This is a genomic window from Ornithinimicrobium sufpigmenti, from assembly GCF_004322775.1.
GTDB lineage: Bacteria > Actinomycetota > Actinomycetes > Actinomycetales > Dermatophilaceae > Ornithinicoccus > Ornithinicoccus sufpigmenti.
The window spans coordinates 3,835,181-3,852,211 of record NZ_CP036403.1 but is presented as its reverse complement, the minus strand read 5'-3'; the positions used below and the strand labels follow the sequence as shown (position 1 = coordinate 3,852,211).

10 protein-coding genes and 1 riboswitch are annotated in these 17,031 nt (G+C 74.2%); of the genes, 6 read left to right on the top strand and 4 right to left on the bottom strand.

All coding sequences use genetic code 11. The features are described 5' to 3' along the window. Nucleotides 1–11: 11 nt before the first annotated feature. Nucleotides 12–524, bottom strand: coding sequence for an aminoacyl-tRNA deacylase (locus tag ESZ52_RS17670; protein ID WP_425600026.1), 513 nt, complete (start codon nt 522–524; stop codon nt 12–14). Nucleotides 525–691: 167 nt separating this feature from the next. Between ESZ52_RS17670 and ESZ52_RS17665 the strand changes: the two genes are divergently transcribed. The 6 genes from ESZ52_RS17665 to ESZ52_RS17640 all read left to right on the top strand — a co-directional run bounded on the left by ESZ52_RS17665 (nt 692) and on the right by ESZ52_RS17640 (nt 7,262). Continuing rightward, nucleotides 692–2,056: a sensor histidine kinase gene (locus ESZ52_RS17665; protein WP_131106084.1), complete on the top strand. Its 1,365-nt coding sequence runs from the start codon at nt 692–694 to the stop codon at nt 2,054–2,056. Nucleotides 2,057–2,130: 74 nt separating this feature from the next. Beyond that, on the top strand, nt 2,131–2,763 hold the full coding sequence (locus ESZ52_RS17660) for a response regulator (protein ID WP_131106726.1): 633 nt from the start codon (nt 2,131–2,133) through the stop codon (nt 2,761–2,763). 182 nt (nt 2,764–2,945) lie between these two features. Beyond that, nucleotides 2,946–3,007, top strand: a riboswitch (guanidine-III (ykkC-III) riboswitch). 34 nt (nt 3,008–3,041) lie between these two features. After that, nucleotides 3,042–3,356: a DMT family transporter gene (locus ESZ52_RS17655; protein ID WP_131106083.1), complete on the top strand. Its 315-nt coding sequence runs from the start codon at nt 3,042–3,044 to the stop codon at nt 3,354–3,356. Between the two features lies 1 nt (nt 3,357). Further along, nucleotides 3,358–3,726 carry a DMT family transporter gene (locus tag ESZ52_RS17650; protein ID WP_131106082.1) on the top strand — a complete coding sequence of 123 codons (369 nt, stop codon included), beginning with the start codon at nt 3,358–3,360 and terminating at the stop codon, nt 3,724–3,726. Between the two features lie 201 nt (nt 3,727–3,927). Continuing rightward, nucleotides 3,928–4,686, top strand: a complete 759-nt coding sequence (locus tag ESZ52_RS17645; protein ID WP_131106081.1) for an ABC transporter ATP-binding protein — start codon at nt 3,928–3,930, stop codon at nt 4,684–4,686. Then, a complete protein-coding gene (locus tag ESZ52_RS17640) occupies nt 4,686–7,262 on the top strand; it encodes an FtsX-like permease family protein (RefSeq protein ID WP_131106080.1) in 2,577 nt (858 codons plus the stop codon). The genes ESZ52_RS17645 and ESZ52_RS17640 overlap by 1 nt, the downstream gene beginning before the upstream one ends. A 795-nt stretch (nt 7,263–8,057) precedes the next feature. On the opposite strand, the gene recD is transcribed toward ESZ52_RS17640, so the two are convergent. Genes recD through ESZ52_RS17625 form a run of 3 tightly spaced genes read right to left on the bottom strand, consistent with a single transcriptional unit; the run spans nt 8,058 to nt 16,967 of the window. Further along, complete coding sequence (gene recD / locus ESZ52_RS17635; protein ID WP_202865373.1) at nt 8,058–9,881, bottom strand: exodeoxyribonuclease V subunit alpha; 1,824 nt, start codon at nt 9,879–9,881, stop codon at nt 8,058–8,060. 22 nt (nt 9,882–9,903) lie between these two features. After that, a complete protein-coding gene (locus tag ESZ52_RS17630) occupies nt 9,904–13,332 on the bottom strand; it encodes a UvrD-helicase domain-containing protein (RefSeq protein WP_131106079.1) in 3,429 nt (1,142 codons plus the stop codon). After that, entirely contained in the window at nt 13,329–16,967 is a 3,639-nt protein-coding gene (locus ESZ52_RS17625) for an exodeoxyribonuclease V subunit gamma (RefSeq protein WP_131106078.1), read from the bottom strand. The genes ESZ52_RS17630 and ESZ52_RS17625 overlap by 4 nt, the downstream gene beginning before the upstream one ends. Between the last annotated feature and the right edge of the window lie 64 nt (nt 16,968–17,031).

The window sequence follows — 17,031 nt, the reverse complement described above, 5'->3', positions numbered from 1 at the left end:
ACCGTGCGCCCTCAGTCGATCGGCTCGGTGACGTCCGCGACCTGCGCCTCGAGATGCTCCAGGGCGGCGGTGGCGTCGACGTTGACGGCCACCCCGTGGGCACCGGCCCCCAGCGAGATCAGGCGCCCCGGCTCCTCGACCAGCGAGGCGTCGGCGACCACCGGCCACGCGGTCGTGGACCCGAACGGTGTGATCGTCCCCCGCTCGTAGCCGGTCGCCTCCCGCGCCGTCGCCGCGTCCGGCATCGAGAGCCGGTTGACGCCGAGCAGCGCCCGCAGCTTGGGCCACGAGATCTCCCGGTCGCCCGGCACCAGCACGAAGAGGTAGTCACCCTCCGCCCGCCGCACGACCAGCGTCTTGACGATGTCCCGCGGCTGCACGCCCCGCACCCGAGCCGCCTCCTCCAGGCTGCCGACCCTCCCGTGCCGCGTCACGTCATGCGCCAGCCCCGCCCGCTCCAGCGCCGCCAGCGCGCGCTGCTCACCGATCTGCTCGTCCGAGGCGCCCTGTCCAGATGCGTCCATACCGACCGACTCTACGAGCAGGGACCGCTCCCCCGAGCGGTCCGGCGGCACGGCTCGAGCACGAGCTGTGCCCGGGTGGAGCGTCATACCCGGGTATGACGCCCGCCCACCCGCTCACGCCCGTGGCCTGACGCCCGGTGCCCAGGGGCAGGCCTAGGGTCGAGGACGTGGATCAAAGGACGAGACCGAGCCGCCCCCGGGCGTGGAGCGACGCTGCGCAGACGTGGAGCAAGAACGCCGGGAGTTGGGCCGAGAAGGCGGGGACCTGGGCCGCGGAGCTGGGCGGTGACCAGCCGCTGTCGCTGCGCAGCCTCGTCCCCGACCTCCTGCTGGTAGGGGGTTTGATCCTGCTCAACCTGCTCTTCAGCGGCGGCGTGGGCACCGACTACACGCTCATCGGCGTGCTGCTGTTCCTGCCGTTGGTGATGCGGCGCAGGGCCCCGCTGGTGGCGGCCCTCGGCGTCGCCGCAGCCTGCCTGCTGCAGGTGGTGGTTCTGGACGGTCCCAACTTCGGCAACATCGCCGTGCCGGTCGCCGTCTACAGCGCCGCCGTCTTCGGCACCCGAGCCCAGTCCCGTGGCGTCCTCCTGCTGGGGATCGTCGGGGCGGGCGTCGCAGCGCTGGACTGGTCCTACTTCTACCCCGGGATGGACTGGCGCTCGGACCTGCTCTACGCCGCCTTCAACGCCTTCTTCATCGCGATGGTGGTGGCGGTGGCCTGGGTGCTCGGCGACGTGGTGCGCCGCCGCAAGGACGTGGTCGCCAGGCTCGAGCAGCAGAACCGCGCGCTGGCCCGCGACCAGGCCCAGCGCACCCAGCTGGCGGCCCAGGGCGAGCGTGCCTCGATCGCCCGCGAGATGCACGACGTGGTCGCGCACAGCCTGGCGGTCGTGGTGGTGCAGGCCGACGGCGGTCTGTATGCCGCGCGCACCGCCCTGGGGCAGCCGCCCGCGATCGCGGCGGACCGGGCCGCGCTGGAGCGGGCCGCGACGACCCTGGAGACCCTGGCGCAGACCGCGCGGGCCTCCCTGGCCGAGACCCGCAAGCTCGTCGGCGTCCTGCGCGACGAGGGTGCCGGGGCTGAGTACACGCCGCTGCAGGGGCTGGAGTACCTCGACGACCTGGCCCAGCGGGTCCGGGACTCGGGTCGTGAGGTGCACGTCGCGGTGCGCGGACGGATCGACGACCTGCCGCGCGAGGTCGACCTGGCGGCCTACCGGGTCGTGCAGGAGTCGCTGACCAACGCGCTCAAGCACGCCGGTCCCGACGCCGTCATCGACGTGGACGTGCTCCGGACGCCTGCGGTGCTGCTGGTGCGCGTCACCGACGACGGGTTGGGCCTCGATCCCGACTCCGACGGTGAGGGCAACGGCATCCTCGGGATGGCCGAGCGGGTGGAGGTGCTGGGCGGCAGCGTCCAGACCGGTCCCCGGCCGCGCGGCGGTTGGGAGGTGGTGGCCACGCTGCCGGCACAGGTGCAGGTGAGCGGCATACCCTCGGCTGACGTGCCCACCCCAGGAGGACCGCAGTGACCGCAGCGCCCGGCGATGGCCCCATCCGGCTCTTCCTCGTCGACGACCAGGAGCTGGTGCGTGCCGGCTTCCGGATGGTCCTCGACGCGCAGGCCGACATGACCGTGGTCGGGGAGGCGGGCGACGGTGCCGCCGCGCTCGACGCCATCGAGGCGACGCGGCCGGACGTGGTGCTCATGGACATCCGGATGCCCCGCCTGGACGGGGTCCAGGCGACCCGACGGCTGCAGGAGCGCGACGACCCGGCGCGGGTGCTGGTGCTGACGACGTTCGACCTGGACGAGTACGTCTATGCCGCGCTCAAGGCCGGCGCCTCCGGCTTCCTGCTCAAGGACGCCGGCCCGGCCGAGCTGCTCTCGGCGATCCGGGCGGTGCACGCCGGCGACGCCGCGATGGCCCCGTCGACGACGCGGCGGATGCTGGAGCGGTTCGTGCCTGACCTGCCCGATGCCGGCGAGGAGAACGCCGCCGCGGCGCAGCGCCGTGCCGCGACCGCCCGGCTGGCGCCGCTGACCGACCGGGAGCGTGAGGTGCTCGAGGCGGTCGGCCGCGGACTGACCAACAGCGAGATCGCCGCCGAGCTGTTCCTGGCCGAGGCGACGGTCAAGACCCACATCGGCCGGGTGCTGCACAAGCTGGGTCTGCGCGACCGCGTGCACATGGTGATCACCGCCTACGAGACGGGGCTCGTCGGCCGCCCCGAGTGACCCACCCTTCCCGACCGAGCGCACCGTTTGCACCGACCGAGCGCACCCTTTGCACCGACCGAGCGCTTGTGCCGGGACCACACGCTCAGCGGCTCAAGGTCAGGGGCGGAGGACCCTCTCAGGCGCACGTTGTGCGACCGGACTTCCATCGACCGGGCGAAGGCGCAACGTTGCTACCCTGGACGGTGGCGCCTCAGCGCCCCGGACGACGGTTCAGTACCCGGTGAGGACAAGACTGGCCACCCCTTTCGTCGACCTTCGTCAGGAGTGAACCCGCCATGGACTGGGTCATCCTCATCGCCTCCGGCGTGCTCGAGGCGGTCTGGGCCACCGCGCTCGGCGCCTCCCGCGGCCTGCGCCGCCCGCTGCCCACCCTCGTCTTCGCCGTCGCCGCCGTCATCAGCATGTGGGGCCTGGCGGTCGCGATGGAGACCATCCCCACCGGCACCGCGTATGCCGTCTGGACCGCCACCGGCGCCAGCCTCACCGTCCTCTGGGCGATGCTGCGCGGCACCGAGCCGGCCACCCTCGTGCGCATCCTGCTGCTGCTCGGCATCGTGTCCTGCGTCGTCGGCCTGAAGGCGGTGGCCTGACATGGCGTGGGGGATCCTGCTCTTCAGCGCCGTGCTCGAGGCGGTCTGGGCCACCGCGCTCGGCGCTTCCGAGGGCCTGACCCGCCCCGTCCCGACTACGGTCTTCCTCATCTTCTGCGTGCTCAGTCTCGTGGGCCTGGCCCAGGCCATGCGCTCGATCCCGATCGGCACGGCGTATGCGGTGTGGACCGGCCTGGGCGCCGTCCTCACCGTGGCCTGGGCAGCGGTGACGGGCGCCGAGCCGCTCACCCCGCTCAAGGTGCTCTTCCTGGCCGGCATCATCGGCTGCGCGGCGGGGCTGAAGTTCACCACCGCAGCCCCGGCCGTCGAGGCCGCTGAAGATGCCGGAGTCTCTGGGCCCACCGAGTGACGCGGTGATGCACGAGATGCGGCGCCCGGGCGTGCATCGACACAGCACTCGGTGACCGCGACGCAGCCCGCGGTGACCGCCGCGCCGACGGTGGGTGGAAACTGACCGGGCGCACGTCATACCCAGGTCGTAGGGACGACGACCCAGGTCACGACCGGTGACGGACGTCCGGTGCGTACGGGCCGACCTACGGTTTCACCCATGACGACAACGACCGAGCCGCGACCTGCGGCCACCCTGGCGGCCAGCGCCCTGGACCTGACCAAGACCTACGGCGGCGGGGAGACCGCGGTGAAGGCCCTCGACGGGGTGTCCGTGGGCATCGAGGCGCAGCAGTTCACCGCCATCATGGGACCCAGCGGTTCCGGCAAGTCCACGCTCATGCACCTGCTCGCGGGACTGGACAGCCCCTCCAGCGGCCGGGTCTTCCTCGGGGACACCGAGCTGACCTCGCTCTCGGACGCGCAGCTGACCAAGGTGCGTCGCCGCGCCGTCGGCTTCGTCTTCCAGGCGTTCAACCTGCTGCCCACCCTCACCGCGCGCCAGAACATCCGCCTCCCGCTGGACCTGGCCGGCCGCGGCGTCGACCCCGCCTGGGAGCAGCTCGTCGTCGACGGCCTGGGCCTCACGCGGCGCCTCGGGCACCGGCCCGGCGAGCTGTCCGGCGGACAGCAGCAGCGGGTCGCGCTGGCGCGTGCGCTGGTCACCCGCCCGGAGGTGATCTTCGCCGATGAGCCGACCGGTGCCCTGGACTCCGCCACCGGGGCCGAGGTGCTCGCGCTGCTGCGCCGCTCGGTCGACGAGTGGGGCCAGACGGTTGTCATGGTCACCCACGACCCGAACGCCGCCGCGGTCGCCGACCGGGTGCTGCTGCTCGCCGACGGTCAGATCGCCGGTGAGCTGCTCGACCCCGACGTCGACGCCGTCATCGAGGCCGTGCGCGGGCTGGGGCGTGCGTGATGCCGACCTCCACCATCCCGCAGGGTGCCGCGACCGGCACCGGACCGACGGGCGCCGCACCGCGTCGCTCCTCGCCCGCCACCTCCCGGGGTGGCCACCGCGCCTCCGCGGCCTGGATGACGGCGGGTCTCGCCGCCCGGGGCCGTCGGCTGATCTCGGCCGCCGTCGCCATCATCATCGGCACCGCCTTCCTGGCCACGAGCCTGATCCTCGTCGCCACCGCCCAACGTGGTCTGGAGGACGGCGTCGCCGCGGGGCTCCGCGACGCTGACCTCGTCGTGGAGATCCAGTACTCGTGGCTCACCACCGAGCAGTTCGACGCCGTCGCGGCCGTCGACGGTGTCGGCCGGATCACTGGCGATGCCTCGACGTATGCCGAGCACGGCTCCGACTTCTTCGCCGGCGTCTCGGTCCCGACGGCCGGCGCCACCCTCCTGCAGGGCGCGATCCCCACCGCCACCGGCGAGATCGCCGTCAACCCGCTGGCCGCCGACAACGGGGTGGCGGTCGGGGACACCCTGACCGTGACCGGCCTCGAGAACGAGGACGGCACCGTCAACGCCATCGAGGCGACCGTGGTGGGCATCATCGACCCCGGCGAGCTGAGCCAGCTCAGCTTCGGCGAGGGGTTCATGGCCACCGACGCCACGCTGCGCGAGCTGGACCCGTGGCTGGGCTACGCCTCCGCGCAGGTCGAGCTGGCCGAGGGTGCCGACCAGGACGCCGTGCGGACCGCCCTGGCCACGGCCGTGCCGGATGCCGAGGTGCGCACCGGCCCGGAGGCGGCCGAGGCGCGGGTCGCCCAGCTCACGGGCGAGACCGCTGTGCTGGGCGCCATCCTGCTCGGCTTCGGGGCCGTGGCCCTGGCCACCGCCGCGATCGTCATCGCCAACACCTTCACCATCACGCTGGCCCAGCGCACCAGCGAGCTGGCGCTGCTGCGCTGCGTCGGCGCGGCCAAGGCGCAGATCCGCCGGATGGTGCTGCTCGAGGCGCTGCTGCTGGGCATGCTCGCCTCCGCGGTCGGGGTGCTCGTCGGCCTCGGCACGGCGTGGGGCCTGTTGGCCTTCGCGCGGACCCTCGAGCTCGGCATCCCGCTCGGCTCCGGTCTGGCGGTCACGACGCTCGCCGTCATGCTGCCGCTGGCGGTCGGCACGGGGGTCACCGTGCTGGCCAGCCTGCACCCGGCCACCCGGGCCACCCGCGTCTCGCCGCTGGCCGCCCTACGCCCCACCGACCCGGTCCGGCCGGGACGGCGTGCCGGATGGGTCCGGATCGGCCTCGCGGTGCTGCTCGTCGGGGCGGGTCTGGCCGCCATGCTGTATGCCGCCACGAACCGGGACATGCTCGCGGGCGTGGCCGGGGGCCTGCTGTCCTTCGCGGGGGTGCTGCTCGCCGCGGTCGTCATCGTGCCGCTCGCCGTCCGCGCCCTCGGGGTGGTGGCACGCCGCACCGGCGTGCCCGGGCGGCTGGCGGTCGACAACGCCGTGCGCAACCCGGGCCGGGCCGCCGCAACCTCGGCGGCGCTGCTCGTCGGGGTCACCCTCATCACGATGACCACCATCGGGGCGGCCACGGGCGAGCGCACCGCCCTGGGCGAGATCGACGACGCCTACACCGTGGACCTGGCCCTTTCCGCCTCGGCCGGCACGGACGAGGACGACCAGCCGGTGCCCGCACAGATCCCGCCCGGGATCGAGAGCCGGGTGCGGGCGCTGGAGGGTGTCGCCGACACCGCGCTGGTGCCCACGACCGAGCTCACCCTCGGTGATCAGGACTGGTCGACCCAGGCGCTCGGTCTGGACGAGCAGCACGGCAACGTCTTCCGCAGCGCCGAGCAGCTGGCGAACCTGAAGCCGGGGACCGTGGGCCTGAGCGAAGGTCTGCAGTCGATGTACGGGCTCGAGGTCGGTGACCGCCTCGACGTCAGCGGCGCCGGCGGCAGCCAGGAGATGACGGTCGTCGAGGTCGGTCTCGGCTATGACGTGGCTGTGCACGCGCAGGACCTGCCGCTCCTGGGCGGGGACCAGGTCGGGGACGGCACCCTGCTGATCCGCGCCGCCGACGACGCCGACCTCCCGGCACTGCTCACCGGCATCGAGGATCTCGGCGAGGACTCCCTGTCCTACGGGGGCTCCGCTGTGGACCGCGCCGTCATCACCCAGACGCTCGACGTGCTGGTGCTGGTCACCACCGCCTTGCTGGGCGTGGCCGTCGTCATCGCCGTCGTCGGGATCGCCAACACCCTGTCGCTGTCGGTGGTCGAGCGCCGGCGGGAGCACGCACTGCTGCGCGGCCTGGGCCTGACCCGGGGCCAGATGCGCTCGATGCTGCTCACCGAGGGCGTGCTGCTGGCCGTCGTCAGCGCGCTGATCGGGCTGGGGCTGGGTCTGCTCTACGCCTGGCTCGGTGTCCAGACCGTCCTGCCGGAGGGCACCGACGTGCGCCTCGGGATCCCGTGGGCGCGCCTGGGCCTGATCCTGGCTCTGGCGCTCCTCGCAGGCCTGCTGGCCAGCGTCCTGCCGGCCCGCCGCGCCGCCCGCGTCACCCCGGCCCAGGGGCTCGCGACGACGTGACGCCGACAGGATGAGCGGAATGCCGAGGGGCCTAACGCTGTTAGCCCGACGCGAGATGTGCAGTCCGACAACAGAACACAGCACTCGAACTCGCTCCCGGCACAGGGTTGACACCTGAGCAGGAGCTGCGACTGGGGCACCAACACGAAGGGACGCGTGACGGTGACTACCCCCAGTAGGCCGACCCGGGAAGGGACACCCGGGTCGGCCCGGAGCGCCCGGTCGTACCTTGCAGGGGCAGGTACGACCGGGCGCTCACCTTTTCCTCGCAGGGCCATCTGCGCTTACGTGCTCTTTCCCTGCTTCTCGCACGGAAGAAGGGGAGCGTCAGCACGAAAAGGGCAGGGAAGTGGCGCCGCGACGACGGCCAGCTGGGATCCGCAAGTGAAGCAGGCGAAGCCGATGCTCGACTTCCTACACTCGACGGGTTGAACTGATGCGGTGCCACGTCGAGGACCTGGGGCAGCCGGGTGCGCCGGACCCCGGTCAGGTGGACGTCGCGGTCGTCATCGCCAGGGCCGACCTGTCGGGGCGCACGGTCATCCAGGCCACCGGCCACGGGACCCGCGGCGCCCACCTGGTGTCGGCAGCGCTGATCGTCCTCTGCTGGCCTCGAGTGCGTCGAACGAGGCGCGGACCACGTCTACCCGGGCGTGGCCCCCGATGATCTGTCGCGCTGTCTCGATCTCGACACCTTCGGGCACGCGCTCCAGGCGGTTGTGGAGGGAGAACTCCTCGAGCGCCACCGGCTGTAGATGTACGTCCAGGCTGGACGTCGAGCCGACCTGACGCGTTCTAGTCAGACAGCGCCGCCAACCGCCCCCGCAGCCCGCTCGCCCTGACCACCCGCCGCTCGACGGCGGCCCGCACGACAGCCGCGGACCCCACGACCCGCACCCGCTCCTGGGCGCGCGTCACCGCCGTGTAGAACAGCTCGCGCGTCAGCAGCGCGCTGTCCGACTCCGGCAGCAGCACGGTGATCTCCCGGGCCTGGCTGCCCTGCGCCTTGTGGATCGTCATCGCGTGCATCGTCTCGACGTCCCCGAGCCGGCTCGGCGCGAACCGCTGCGCACCCGCCGGCCCTTCGATCACCGCCATCCGCACCGGAGTGCCGTCCGGTCGCGTCGAGGCGACCACCACACCGGTGTCGCCGTTGAGCACGCCGGTGGCGTAGTCGTTGGCGGTGACGAGCAGGGGGCGCCCGAGGTACATCGGCTCGTAGAACGTCATCCCCGTCTCCTCGCCGAGCCACACCTCGACCAGCTGGTTCCAGGTGCGCACGCCGTGCGGCCCGGCGCGGTGCGCGCACAGCAGCCGGTGTTCGCCCAGCGCCGCCAGCGCGGCCTCGCCGTCGCCGCGCCGGGCGGCGTCGAGCACCGCGCGGGCGTGCCGGGTGAGCACCGGGCGCAGGTATGCCGTGTGGTCCGGTTCGTCGTCCCCCACCCACTCGACCTCGGGGCTGCCGGAGGACAGCGCGGCGATGACGGCGTCCGCGTCGCCCTGTCGCAGCGCCTCGGCCAGGGCGCCGATCGTGGCGCCGAACCGGTGCACGGTGCGCAGCCGGGCCACCGCCACCGGTGAGGAGGGCGCGGCCGCGCCCGCCACGAGGTCGGCCAGGACCGCCCCGGCGTCGACGGAGACCAGCTGGTCGGCGTCGCCGACGAGGATGAGCCGCGCTGTCGGCCGCAGGGCCTCCAGCAGCCGAGCCATGTGCGTCAGCGACACCATCGAGGCCTCGTCCACGAGCACGACGTCGTGCGGGAGCCGGTTGGACCGGTGGTGCCGGAACCGGGTGCGGCTGTCCGGCCGCCACCCGAGCAGCCGGTGCAGGGTCATCGCCTCGACCCCGGCCAGCGGCTCGACGACCGCCCTGGTCCCCGGGTCGGGGGTGCGCTCCAGGATCCCGGCCATCGCCCCGTCGAGGGCTGCCTTGACCCGGGCCGCTGCCTTCCCGGTGGGCGCGGCCAGCCCGACCCGCAGCGGCCGGGCGCCCGCCGCGGCGGCCTGCTCGGCCAGCAGCGCCAGCACGCCGGCGACGGTGGTCGTCTTGCCGGTGCCTGGCCCGCCGGTGAGCACGCTCGTGCGGGATCGGGTGACCACCTCGGCCGCGGCGCGCTGCTCGGCATACCCCCCGCCGGGGAAGATCCGCTGCAGCCCGACCGCGAGCACCGCCTCGTCGACCGCCGGCGGCTCCAGGGCGGCGCGGGCCTGCAGGTCCTGCACCACCTGGACCTCCTGGTGGTGGTAGCGCTGCAGGTAGACCAGCCCCTGGTCCACGACCAGCGCGCCCTGCGCCACGAGCTTGCTGCCTTCGACAGCCACCATCCAGTCCTCCGGCTCCGGCCATGGCAGGCCGGGCAGGGCCCCCGCGCCGTCGACCGCGAGGTCGGTCAGGTCGATCGCCACCGACCCCGACCGCACCCCGCGGGAGGCCAGCGCCACGGCGAGCACTGCCGACTCGTCCTGCTCCCGCGTGATCCGAGCCAGGGTGCGCGCCATGTGGACGTCGGCCGCGGTGATCACCCCGGCAGCGTTGAACCGCCCCAGCACCCCGTCCCGGTCGGACCGCACCAGACGCGCGTCGAAGTCACCCACCGGCTCGAACGTCTCCACGATCACCGGTCCACCCTCCTCATGCCGCTCATGCCGCACCCGCCGCGCGACGGCCGTCGAGCAGGTCCGAGACGCCCGTCACCAGCTCCACCGGCGGCCGCCAGGAGAAGACCCCGCACGGGTGCCCGTCGACGACCGGCGTCGCCGGCCCGCACATCCCGCGCAGGTAGAGGTAGAGCACCCCGCCGAGGTGCTTCGCCGGGTTGTAACCCCGCAGCCGCCACCGCAGGAACCGGTGCGCGACGACGGCATACAGCAGCGCCTGCAGCGGGTAGGAGCTGTGCCCCATCGCCTCGTCGAGCTTCTCCGGCCGGTAGTCCGCCGCGGTCAGCGGCTCCTCCGGCCGCCCCAGCCAGTTGGTCTTGTAGTCCACGACGAGGTAGCGCCCGCCGGTGCGCAGCACCACGTCGACCGACCCGGTCAGGTAGCCGCGCAGCTCCTGCCCGCCCAGCTCGGGGTTGCCCTCAAGCACGTCGGCCCAGCCGCGGACAGGGTCTCCCGGGCGCAGGTGGGCGCGCAGCAGCGGCACCAGGTCGCCCAGCACGGCCGGGGGGTATGCCGTGTCCCCGGTAAGCGGCAAACCGTGTCCCCGGTCAGCGGCGAGGCGTGTCCCCGGTCGGGGGGTGGGGCGTCGCAGGTCGCCACCGCCCAGCGGCAGCTCGAAGTCCAGCTCGGTCAGCCGGTTGACGCGGCCGATGTCGCGCAGGGTCGCATTGCCGGCGAGCGGCCCGAGCGGGGTCTCGCAGACCGCGACGAGCGCGTCCGCCAAGGACTCCTCCCCGCCCTCCCCGAGGTCGACGGGCCAGAGCACCTTCTGCTCGCCGATGTGCTCGAGCAGCTCGGCGTGCAGGTCGTCGGCCTGGGGGTCGGCGTGCTCCAGCACCCCGTGCACCAGCGACCCGAACGTCGCCCCGACCGGCAGCTCGGCCATCGGCGAGGGCACCTCGGCACCCGGCACCGCCGCCTCCAGCCCCGGGAGCGCGGGGGTGCCCTCGACGACCGGGTCGACGGTGTCCGGCTCGTCCTCGCGGGGCACGACCTCGGGCTCGCTGCCGACCCCCGCAAGCTGCTCGTCCTGGGGGGTGGACAGCGCGGTGTAGGAGGTGCGCCGCCAGCCGGTGTCGATCTGCCGCGTCCAGCTGGCCAGCCGCAGCTCGGGCACCGGCGGCACCGGCACCTCGGGCACCTCGGCCGCGGGGTCGGCCAGCTCCAGCACGAAGGCCCCCTCGCCGGCCCACTGCCGCAGGCGCTCACCGGCCTGGTCGTCGCGGCGCGGCACCGCGACCCGGTCGGGCACCGGCCCCTCGTCAGGGGTCCGTCCGAAGAGCACCCGGTGCAGGGCGGAGTTGGCGGCGTTGCTGCACGGGGCCCACCAGGTGACGACCTGCGACTGCGCCCGGGTCATCGCCACGTAGAGCAGCCGCAGCGACTCCCCGGAGTCCTCGTCCTTGTGGGCCCGCACGGAGGCGTCCCAGCCAGGGTTGCCGCTCGCGCCGCCGACGTCGAGGCAGCGGGTCCGGGCGGGCGGCTCCTCGTGGAAGAGAGGGATGTCGGGTACGTCGCTGACCCAGCGGTCGGTGAGCGTCGGGAGATAGACGACGGGGTACTGCAGGCCCTTGCTCCCATGGATCGTCACCAGCTGCACCGCCGCGGCGTCGCTGTCCAGCCGCCGGGTCCGCGCGCCCGCGGACTGCGGCGCGTCCTCGGCCATGCCGGCACGGAGCCACTCCAGCAGCGCGACCAGCCCCAGCTGGTCGTGCCGGCCGACCTCGTGCAGCAGCTGCGCCACGTGCCGCAGGTCGGTGAGCAGGCGCTCGCCGCCCACCCGGCCCAGCACCCGCGAGGGCAGTCCGGCCACGGTGAGTAGCTCCAGCACGGCAGCCACCCCCTGCCGGGCGTAGACGTGGGCCAGCTCGCGGCAGCGCTGGGCGAGCTCGTCGTCGAGGTCCGCGCCACCCGCGTCGAGCTGCGGCACGGCATACCCGAGCAGGTCGGTGAGCGCCGCCGCGCGCGTGAGCAACGAGCGGTGCGGCGCCACCATCGCCTCCAGCAGCGCCAGCCAGTCGTGCGCGGCCTGGCTGTGCAGCACGGTCGAGCCGCCGGTGCTGACGGCCGGTATGCCGAGCTGGTGCAGGGCGCGCTGCGCCTCGGCCAGGTCCTTGCCCTTGTGCGCGATGACCGCGATGTCGCGGGCCTGGACCGGGCGGCCGTCGAAGGTGGCGCCCGAGGCCAGCAGCGCGGCGACGTCCTGGGCCAGGTCGCGGGCGATGAAGGGCCGCACCGCGCCCATCCGGCTGTCGCCGTCCAGGTGCTCCTTGAGCAGTACCTGCCGGACCCGGACGGGCGCGGCGCTCGGGGCCCCGGCGAGCCGGGCGGCGGAGTGGTGGGCGGTCACCGGGTGGACCGCGATCTGCTCGTCGCCGAGCTGGGCACCGCCGAGCAGCCTGCCGAGGGCGTCGACGACGCCGGGGTCGGAGCGGTAGTTGCGGGGCAGGGTGCGCTGGTCGACCGCCGTCGCCGCGGCCTGCAGGTAGGTCACGACGTCGCCGCCGCGGAAGGCGTAGATCGCCTGCTTGGGGTCACCGATGAGCACCATCGCGTGCGCGTGCCCGGAGAAGGCCCGGTCCAGCACCTGCCACTGGACCGGGTCGGTGTCCTGGAACTCGTCGACGAGCACCACCCGCCACCGCGCCCGCATGCGGGCCCGGGCGGGGGAGCGCTCCTCCTCCAACGCATCGGCCAGCTGGCTGAGCAGGTCGTTGTAATGCATGACCTGCAGCCGCCGCTTGCGCACGTCCATCTCCTCGCGGACGGCCCTGGCGAAGCGGACCCGCCGGTCGGGCGCGCTGCCCCGCTCGGCGATCGTCGGGCGCAGCTCGGCGTGGGTGTCGTCGATGACGCGGCGGGCGATCTTCAGCGCGTCGCCCCGGGAGAACAGGGGCGGCGACTCGTCCTTCATGAACCCGCGCAGGTAGATGTCGTCGACCACCTCGACCAGCAGGTCGTCCAGGTCCTCGACGAGGGTCGCGGACGCATCGGTGGTGCCGGCGACGCCGAGGCTGCGCAGCACCTGCTGGCAGAACTGGTGCGTGGTGGCGATGGTGGCCGCGTCGAGGTTGGACAGGGCTGCCCGCAGCCGGGTCCGGCGGGCCGCCACCTCGTCCGGGTCACCGTCGAGGAGCAGGCCGAGCAGCTCGTCGCGCTCCTCCTCGGGGGGTGGGTCGGCCAAGGCCCGTTCTGCGGCGTCCAGCTGCTCGCGGACCCGGGCACGCAGCTCCTGGGACGCGGCCCGGCCGAAGGTGACGACCAGCATCTCGGGCAGGGTCGCGACGCCCTCGGCGACGTAGCGGGTGACCAGGGCCGCGATGGTCCACGTCTTGCCGGTGCCGGCGCTCGCTTCGAGCAGCACGGTGCCCTGCGGCAACGGGTCGGTGATGGAGAACTGGCGCATCGTCATACCCGCTCCAACCTCTCGGCCCCGCGCAGCACCGGCGCCCACACGCGCAGCGCGAGCTGGCCCAGGCGTGAGTCGACACCGGGGGTCCAGCGCTCGTCGTCGTCCGGGACGCCGAGGACCGCGGTGAGCGGCACGGAGTCGCCGTGGACGTAGCGGACGCTGGGGTCGTCCTGCTCCTTGGGGAAGGCGTTCTCGAAGGTGTCGTTGGTCTTCCACTCGCGGTCGGCGTCCATGGTCGCGGCGGCCTGGTCGCCGGGGCCGGACAGCCAGGCCTGGGCCCACCGCAGCGAGGTCTTGGGGGAGAGGGGTAACGGCTCGCACAGCCCGCGGTCACGCAGGTCGACGAGCTGCTCGAGCAGGTCGAGGGCGTCCTGCGGCTGGTGGGGGCCGTGCGTGGCCAGGACGTAGCCCTTGCTGCGGCCCCAGCGGTAGCGACCGATCACGTGGCTGGTGGCCTCCGCGCCGAGCGCGGCCGCGAGGGCGAGCGAGGTGATCCACGAGCGCAGCCGCTGCTTGGCGCCGACGGTGGAGTAGGTGACCTCGAGCGCCCGCTGACCGACCACCCCCGGCACGGTGCCGACGAGGCGGCGGCCGTTGGGCAGGGTGAGGTCGACGTCGAGGGCCTCACGCGGCAGGGGTTGCCCGAGCCCGCCGAGCCCGGTCGTGCGCCAGGTCGCCTCGCAGAGGGCCTGCACGTTGCGGGTGATGTCGTTCAGGGCCCGGGTGCCGAGCTCGAACGGCGGGAGCTCGCCGCGCCAGTGCTCGGCGTCGAAGGTGGCGACGGGGTCGCGGCCGCTGAGCACGGCCGCCAGGATGCGGTCACCGACGGCCCAGGTGGCCAGCCCGTCCAGCTCGATGGGGATGCCCTCGCCGCGCACCTCCGGGACCTCGGGCAGGACCAGACCGAGCCGGGAGCGCAGGAAGGCGCGGGCCGGGTTGTCGAAGAAGCGGATCAGCTCGCCGAGGTCGACGTCGGCGTCGGGGTCCCTCGGGGCCAGGCGGTGGCGGGCGACGGGCTCCGGGCCGGTGCGCTCCTCGACCGCTGCACGGGCGCCGGCCAGCGCGGCCGGGTCGAAACTGAACGGCGCGCCGTCCGGGAGCAGCGCGACCCGGCCGTCCAGGTGGGGGACGTGGTCGCCGCCCAGATTGCGGGCGTCGAACGGCTGCAGCGGGTGCTCCGTGAGCACGCGGTCCACGCCCTCGCCGGAGGCAGTGCGGCGCACCGCGTCGACCAGCTCGCCGAGCGGCACCGCCGGCGGCCGCTCCTGGCCCGAGTGCTCGTCGAAGCCGGTGTAGGTGATGACCAGGGTCTCCCCGGCGGACATCACCGCGTCCAGGAGCAGCTGCCGGTCCTCCCCGCGCAGGTCGCGCTCGCCGGTGACCGGGCGCCGGGCCAAGGCGTCGTCACCGTCGGGAGTGGTCGAGCGGGGGTAGACGCCGTCGTCGAGGCCGACGAGCGCCACGACCCGGTGCGGCACCGAGCGCATCGGCACCATCGTGCAGACGGTGAGCGTGCCGGTGCGGAAGTTGGCGCGGGTGGCCCGGCCCGCGGCCTGCTCGGCCAGCAGCGCGTGCACGTCGGACAGCGAGAGGGAGACGGCGCCGCCGCGCCCGGAGTCCTGGGTCGACCTGGCGCCCTCGTCCCGGGCCGAGCCGCGCCCGCCGCGTCCACCTGCCGCGCCCTCTCGCGTGGCGGCCGCCTGCAGCCGGTCCAGCTCGCGTTCAAGCTGGGCCAGCTGCCAGGCGTCGCGGTATGCCGTGTCCGCCAGCCCGAACACCCCCTCCTTGAGCAGCTTGACCCACTCGACGACGGTGTCGGCCGTGCGCAGCCCCCGCACCGTGTGCGCCAGCCGGTCGACGAGCTCGGCCAGCCGGCCCGCCAGGTCCAGGTCGCCGCTGTCGAGGTCGTCCAGCGCCAGGGTCCGGCCCAGGTGGTCGGTGTCCTCGCCGTCGACGGCCGCCCCGACGAGCAGCCGGTCCAGGGCGACCTGCCAGGTGTTCTGGGTCAGGTGGGGCAGCTGGTAGCTGGCCCGGTGCTCGGCGTCCAGGCCCCACCGCACGGCGGTCGACTCGACCCAGTCGCCCAGCCGCTCCAGGTCGTCGTCGTCGAACCCGAAGCGGTGCCGCACCGGTGCCGTCCGCGCCAGGTCGAGCACCTCGCTGGCGGTGACGCGGCCGCCCGCCAGCTCCAGCAGCCGCGTGGCCAGGCCCAGCAGCGGGTTGGTCTGCACCGGGGCACGGTCGGCCAGCCGCACCCGCAGCCCGTGCGCGGGATGGGCAGGCTCCTCGCGCACCACCTCACCGAGCCCGAAGCCGGCGTGCACGAGCGGGGCGTACGCGTCGATGTCCGGGCACATGACCAGCACGTCCCGCGGCTCGAGGGTCGGGTCGTGCTCCAGCAGCTGCGCCAGCACGTCGCGCAGCACCTCGACCTGCCGCGACTGGCCGTGGCAGGCGTGCACCTGCACGCTCCGGTCGTCGATCGGGACCCGCCGCGCCGCGCGCTCCGCCTCGTCGGGCACGTGGTCGGCGGCGAGGTCGGACTGCAGCAGGTGCAGGAGGGTATGCGGCCCGCTCCTGTCCTCCTCAGGCCTCACCCGGCCCTCCCGCGCCGCGCCCGACGCGTCGCCGTCCTCCGTCTGCCTCGCGTCGCCTCGCGCCCCGCCATCTCCGCCGTCGACCACCCGCTCCTGCCCGCCGGCGGTGGCGAGGGTCCGCTGCAGCTCGCGCGCGTCCCGGCCCAGGCTGGCCAGGAGCGGGTGCCGCACGAGCAGCGCGCTGTCGTCCTCCGCGCGGGGGATCGGCCCTTCGGCAGCGACGGGGGCGAGACGGTCCCACGCCGCGGGCGAGGCCTGTGGCAGCCACAGGTGGACGTCGAGGTGCTCCCCGAGCGCCGCCACGACCTCGACCTCGGACCGGGCGATGCGGGTGTGCCCGAAGAGCGAGAGTCGGCCCGGCAGGACCAGCTCGCCATTCCGCCGGTCACCGAGGGGACCGAGCGCTCCGGCACCCTCCTCGCGCAGCAGGCGCACGACCCGGGCCGACCGCTCGTCGGGGGTCTCGCCGCCCACGTGGTCCACGACGCGGCGCCACAGCTCGGGCTGCCAGGCCAGGTCCTCGTCGAGCTGCCCGCCGTGCCCGTCCCCGGCGCCGCCGTCACGCCAGTCGGCCAGCATCGTGGGCCGCTGGGCGGCGTAGTCGGCGTAGAGACCGGCGAGGCGACGGGCGACGGCATACCTCCGGCCGTTGCGCAGCTCACGCTCCACGCCGGTCAGGCCGTGGCCGAGGTGGGTGGCGAGCGTGGCCGCCCAGGGCTCGCCGAGGCTTGCGTCGATCACCCGCAGCAGCGGCCAGGCCAGCTGGTCGGGGTGCCAGGGGTCGTCGCGCTCGATCCCGAGGACCATCGCGACCAGGGAGTGCGGCGTGAGGAAGCGCACCCCCGCGCACACGCCGTCGTCACCGTCACCCGCGCCGAGCCGGTGCGAGAGCCGCTGCGCCAGCCACCGCTCGACCCCGCGCGTCGGCACCGCGACGACCTCCTCGGCGAACGGGTCCTCCAGCGGGTCCGCGAGGAGCTCGGCCAGGCCGTCGGCCAGCACGTCGGTGCTGCGGCCACGGTGCACGAACAGGGTCACGCCAGCGACCCTAACCGGGGCCACCGACAGGCCCGCAGGACGCTCTCCCGCTGGCCCGGCCCAC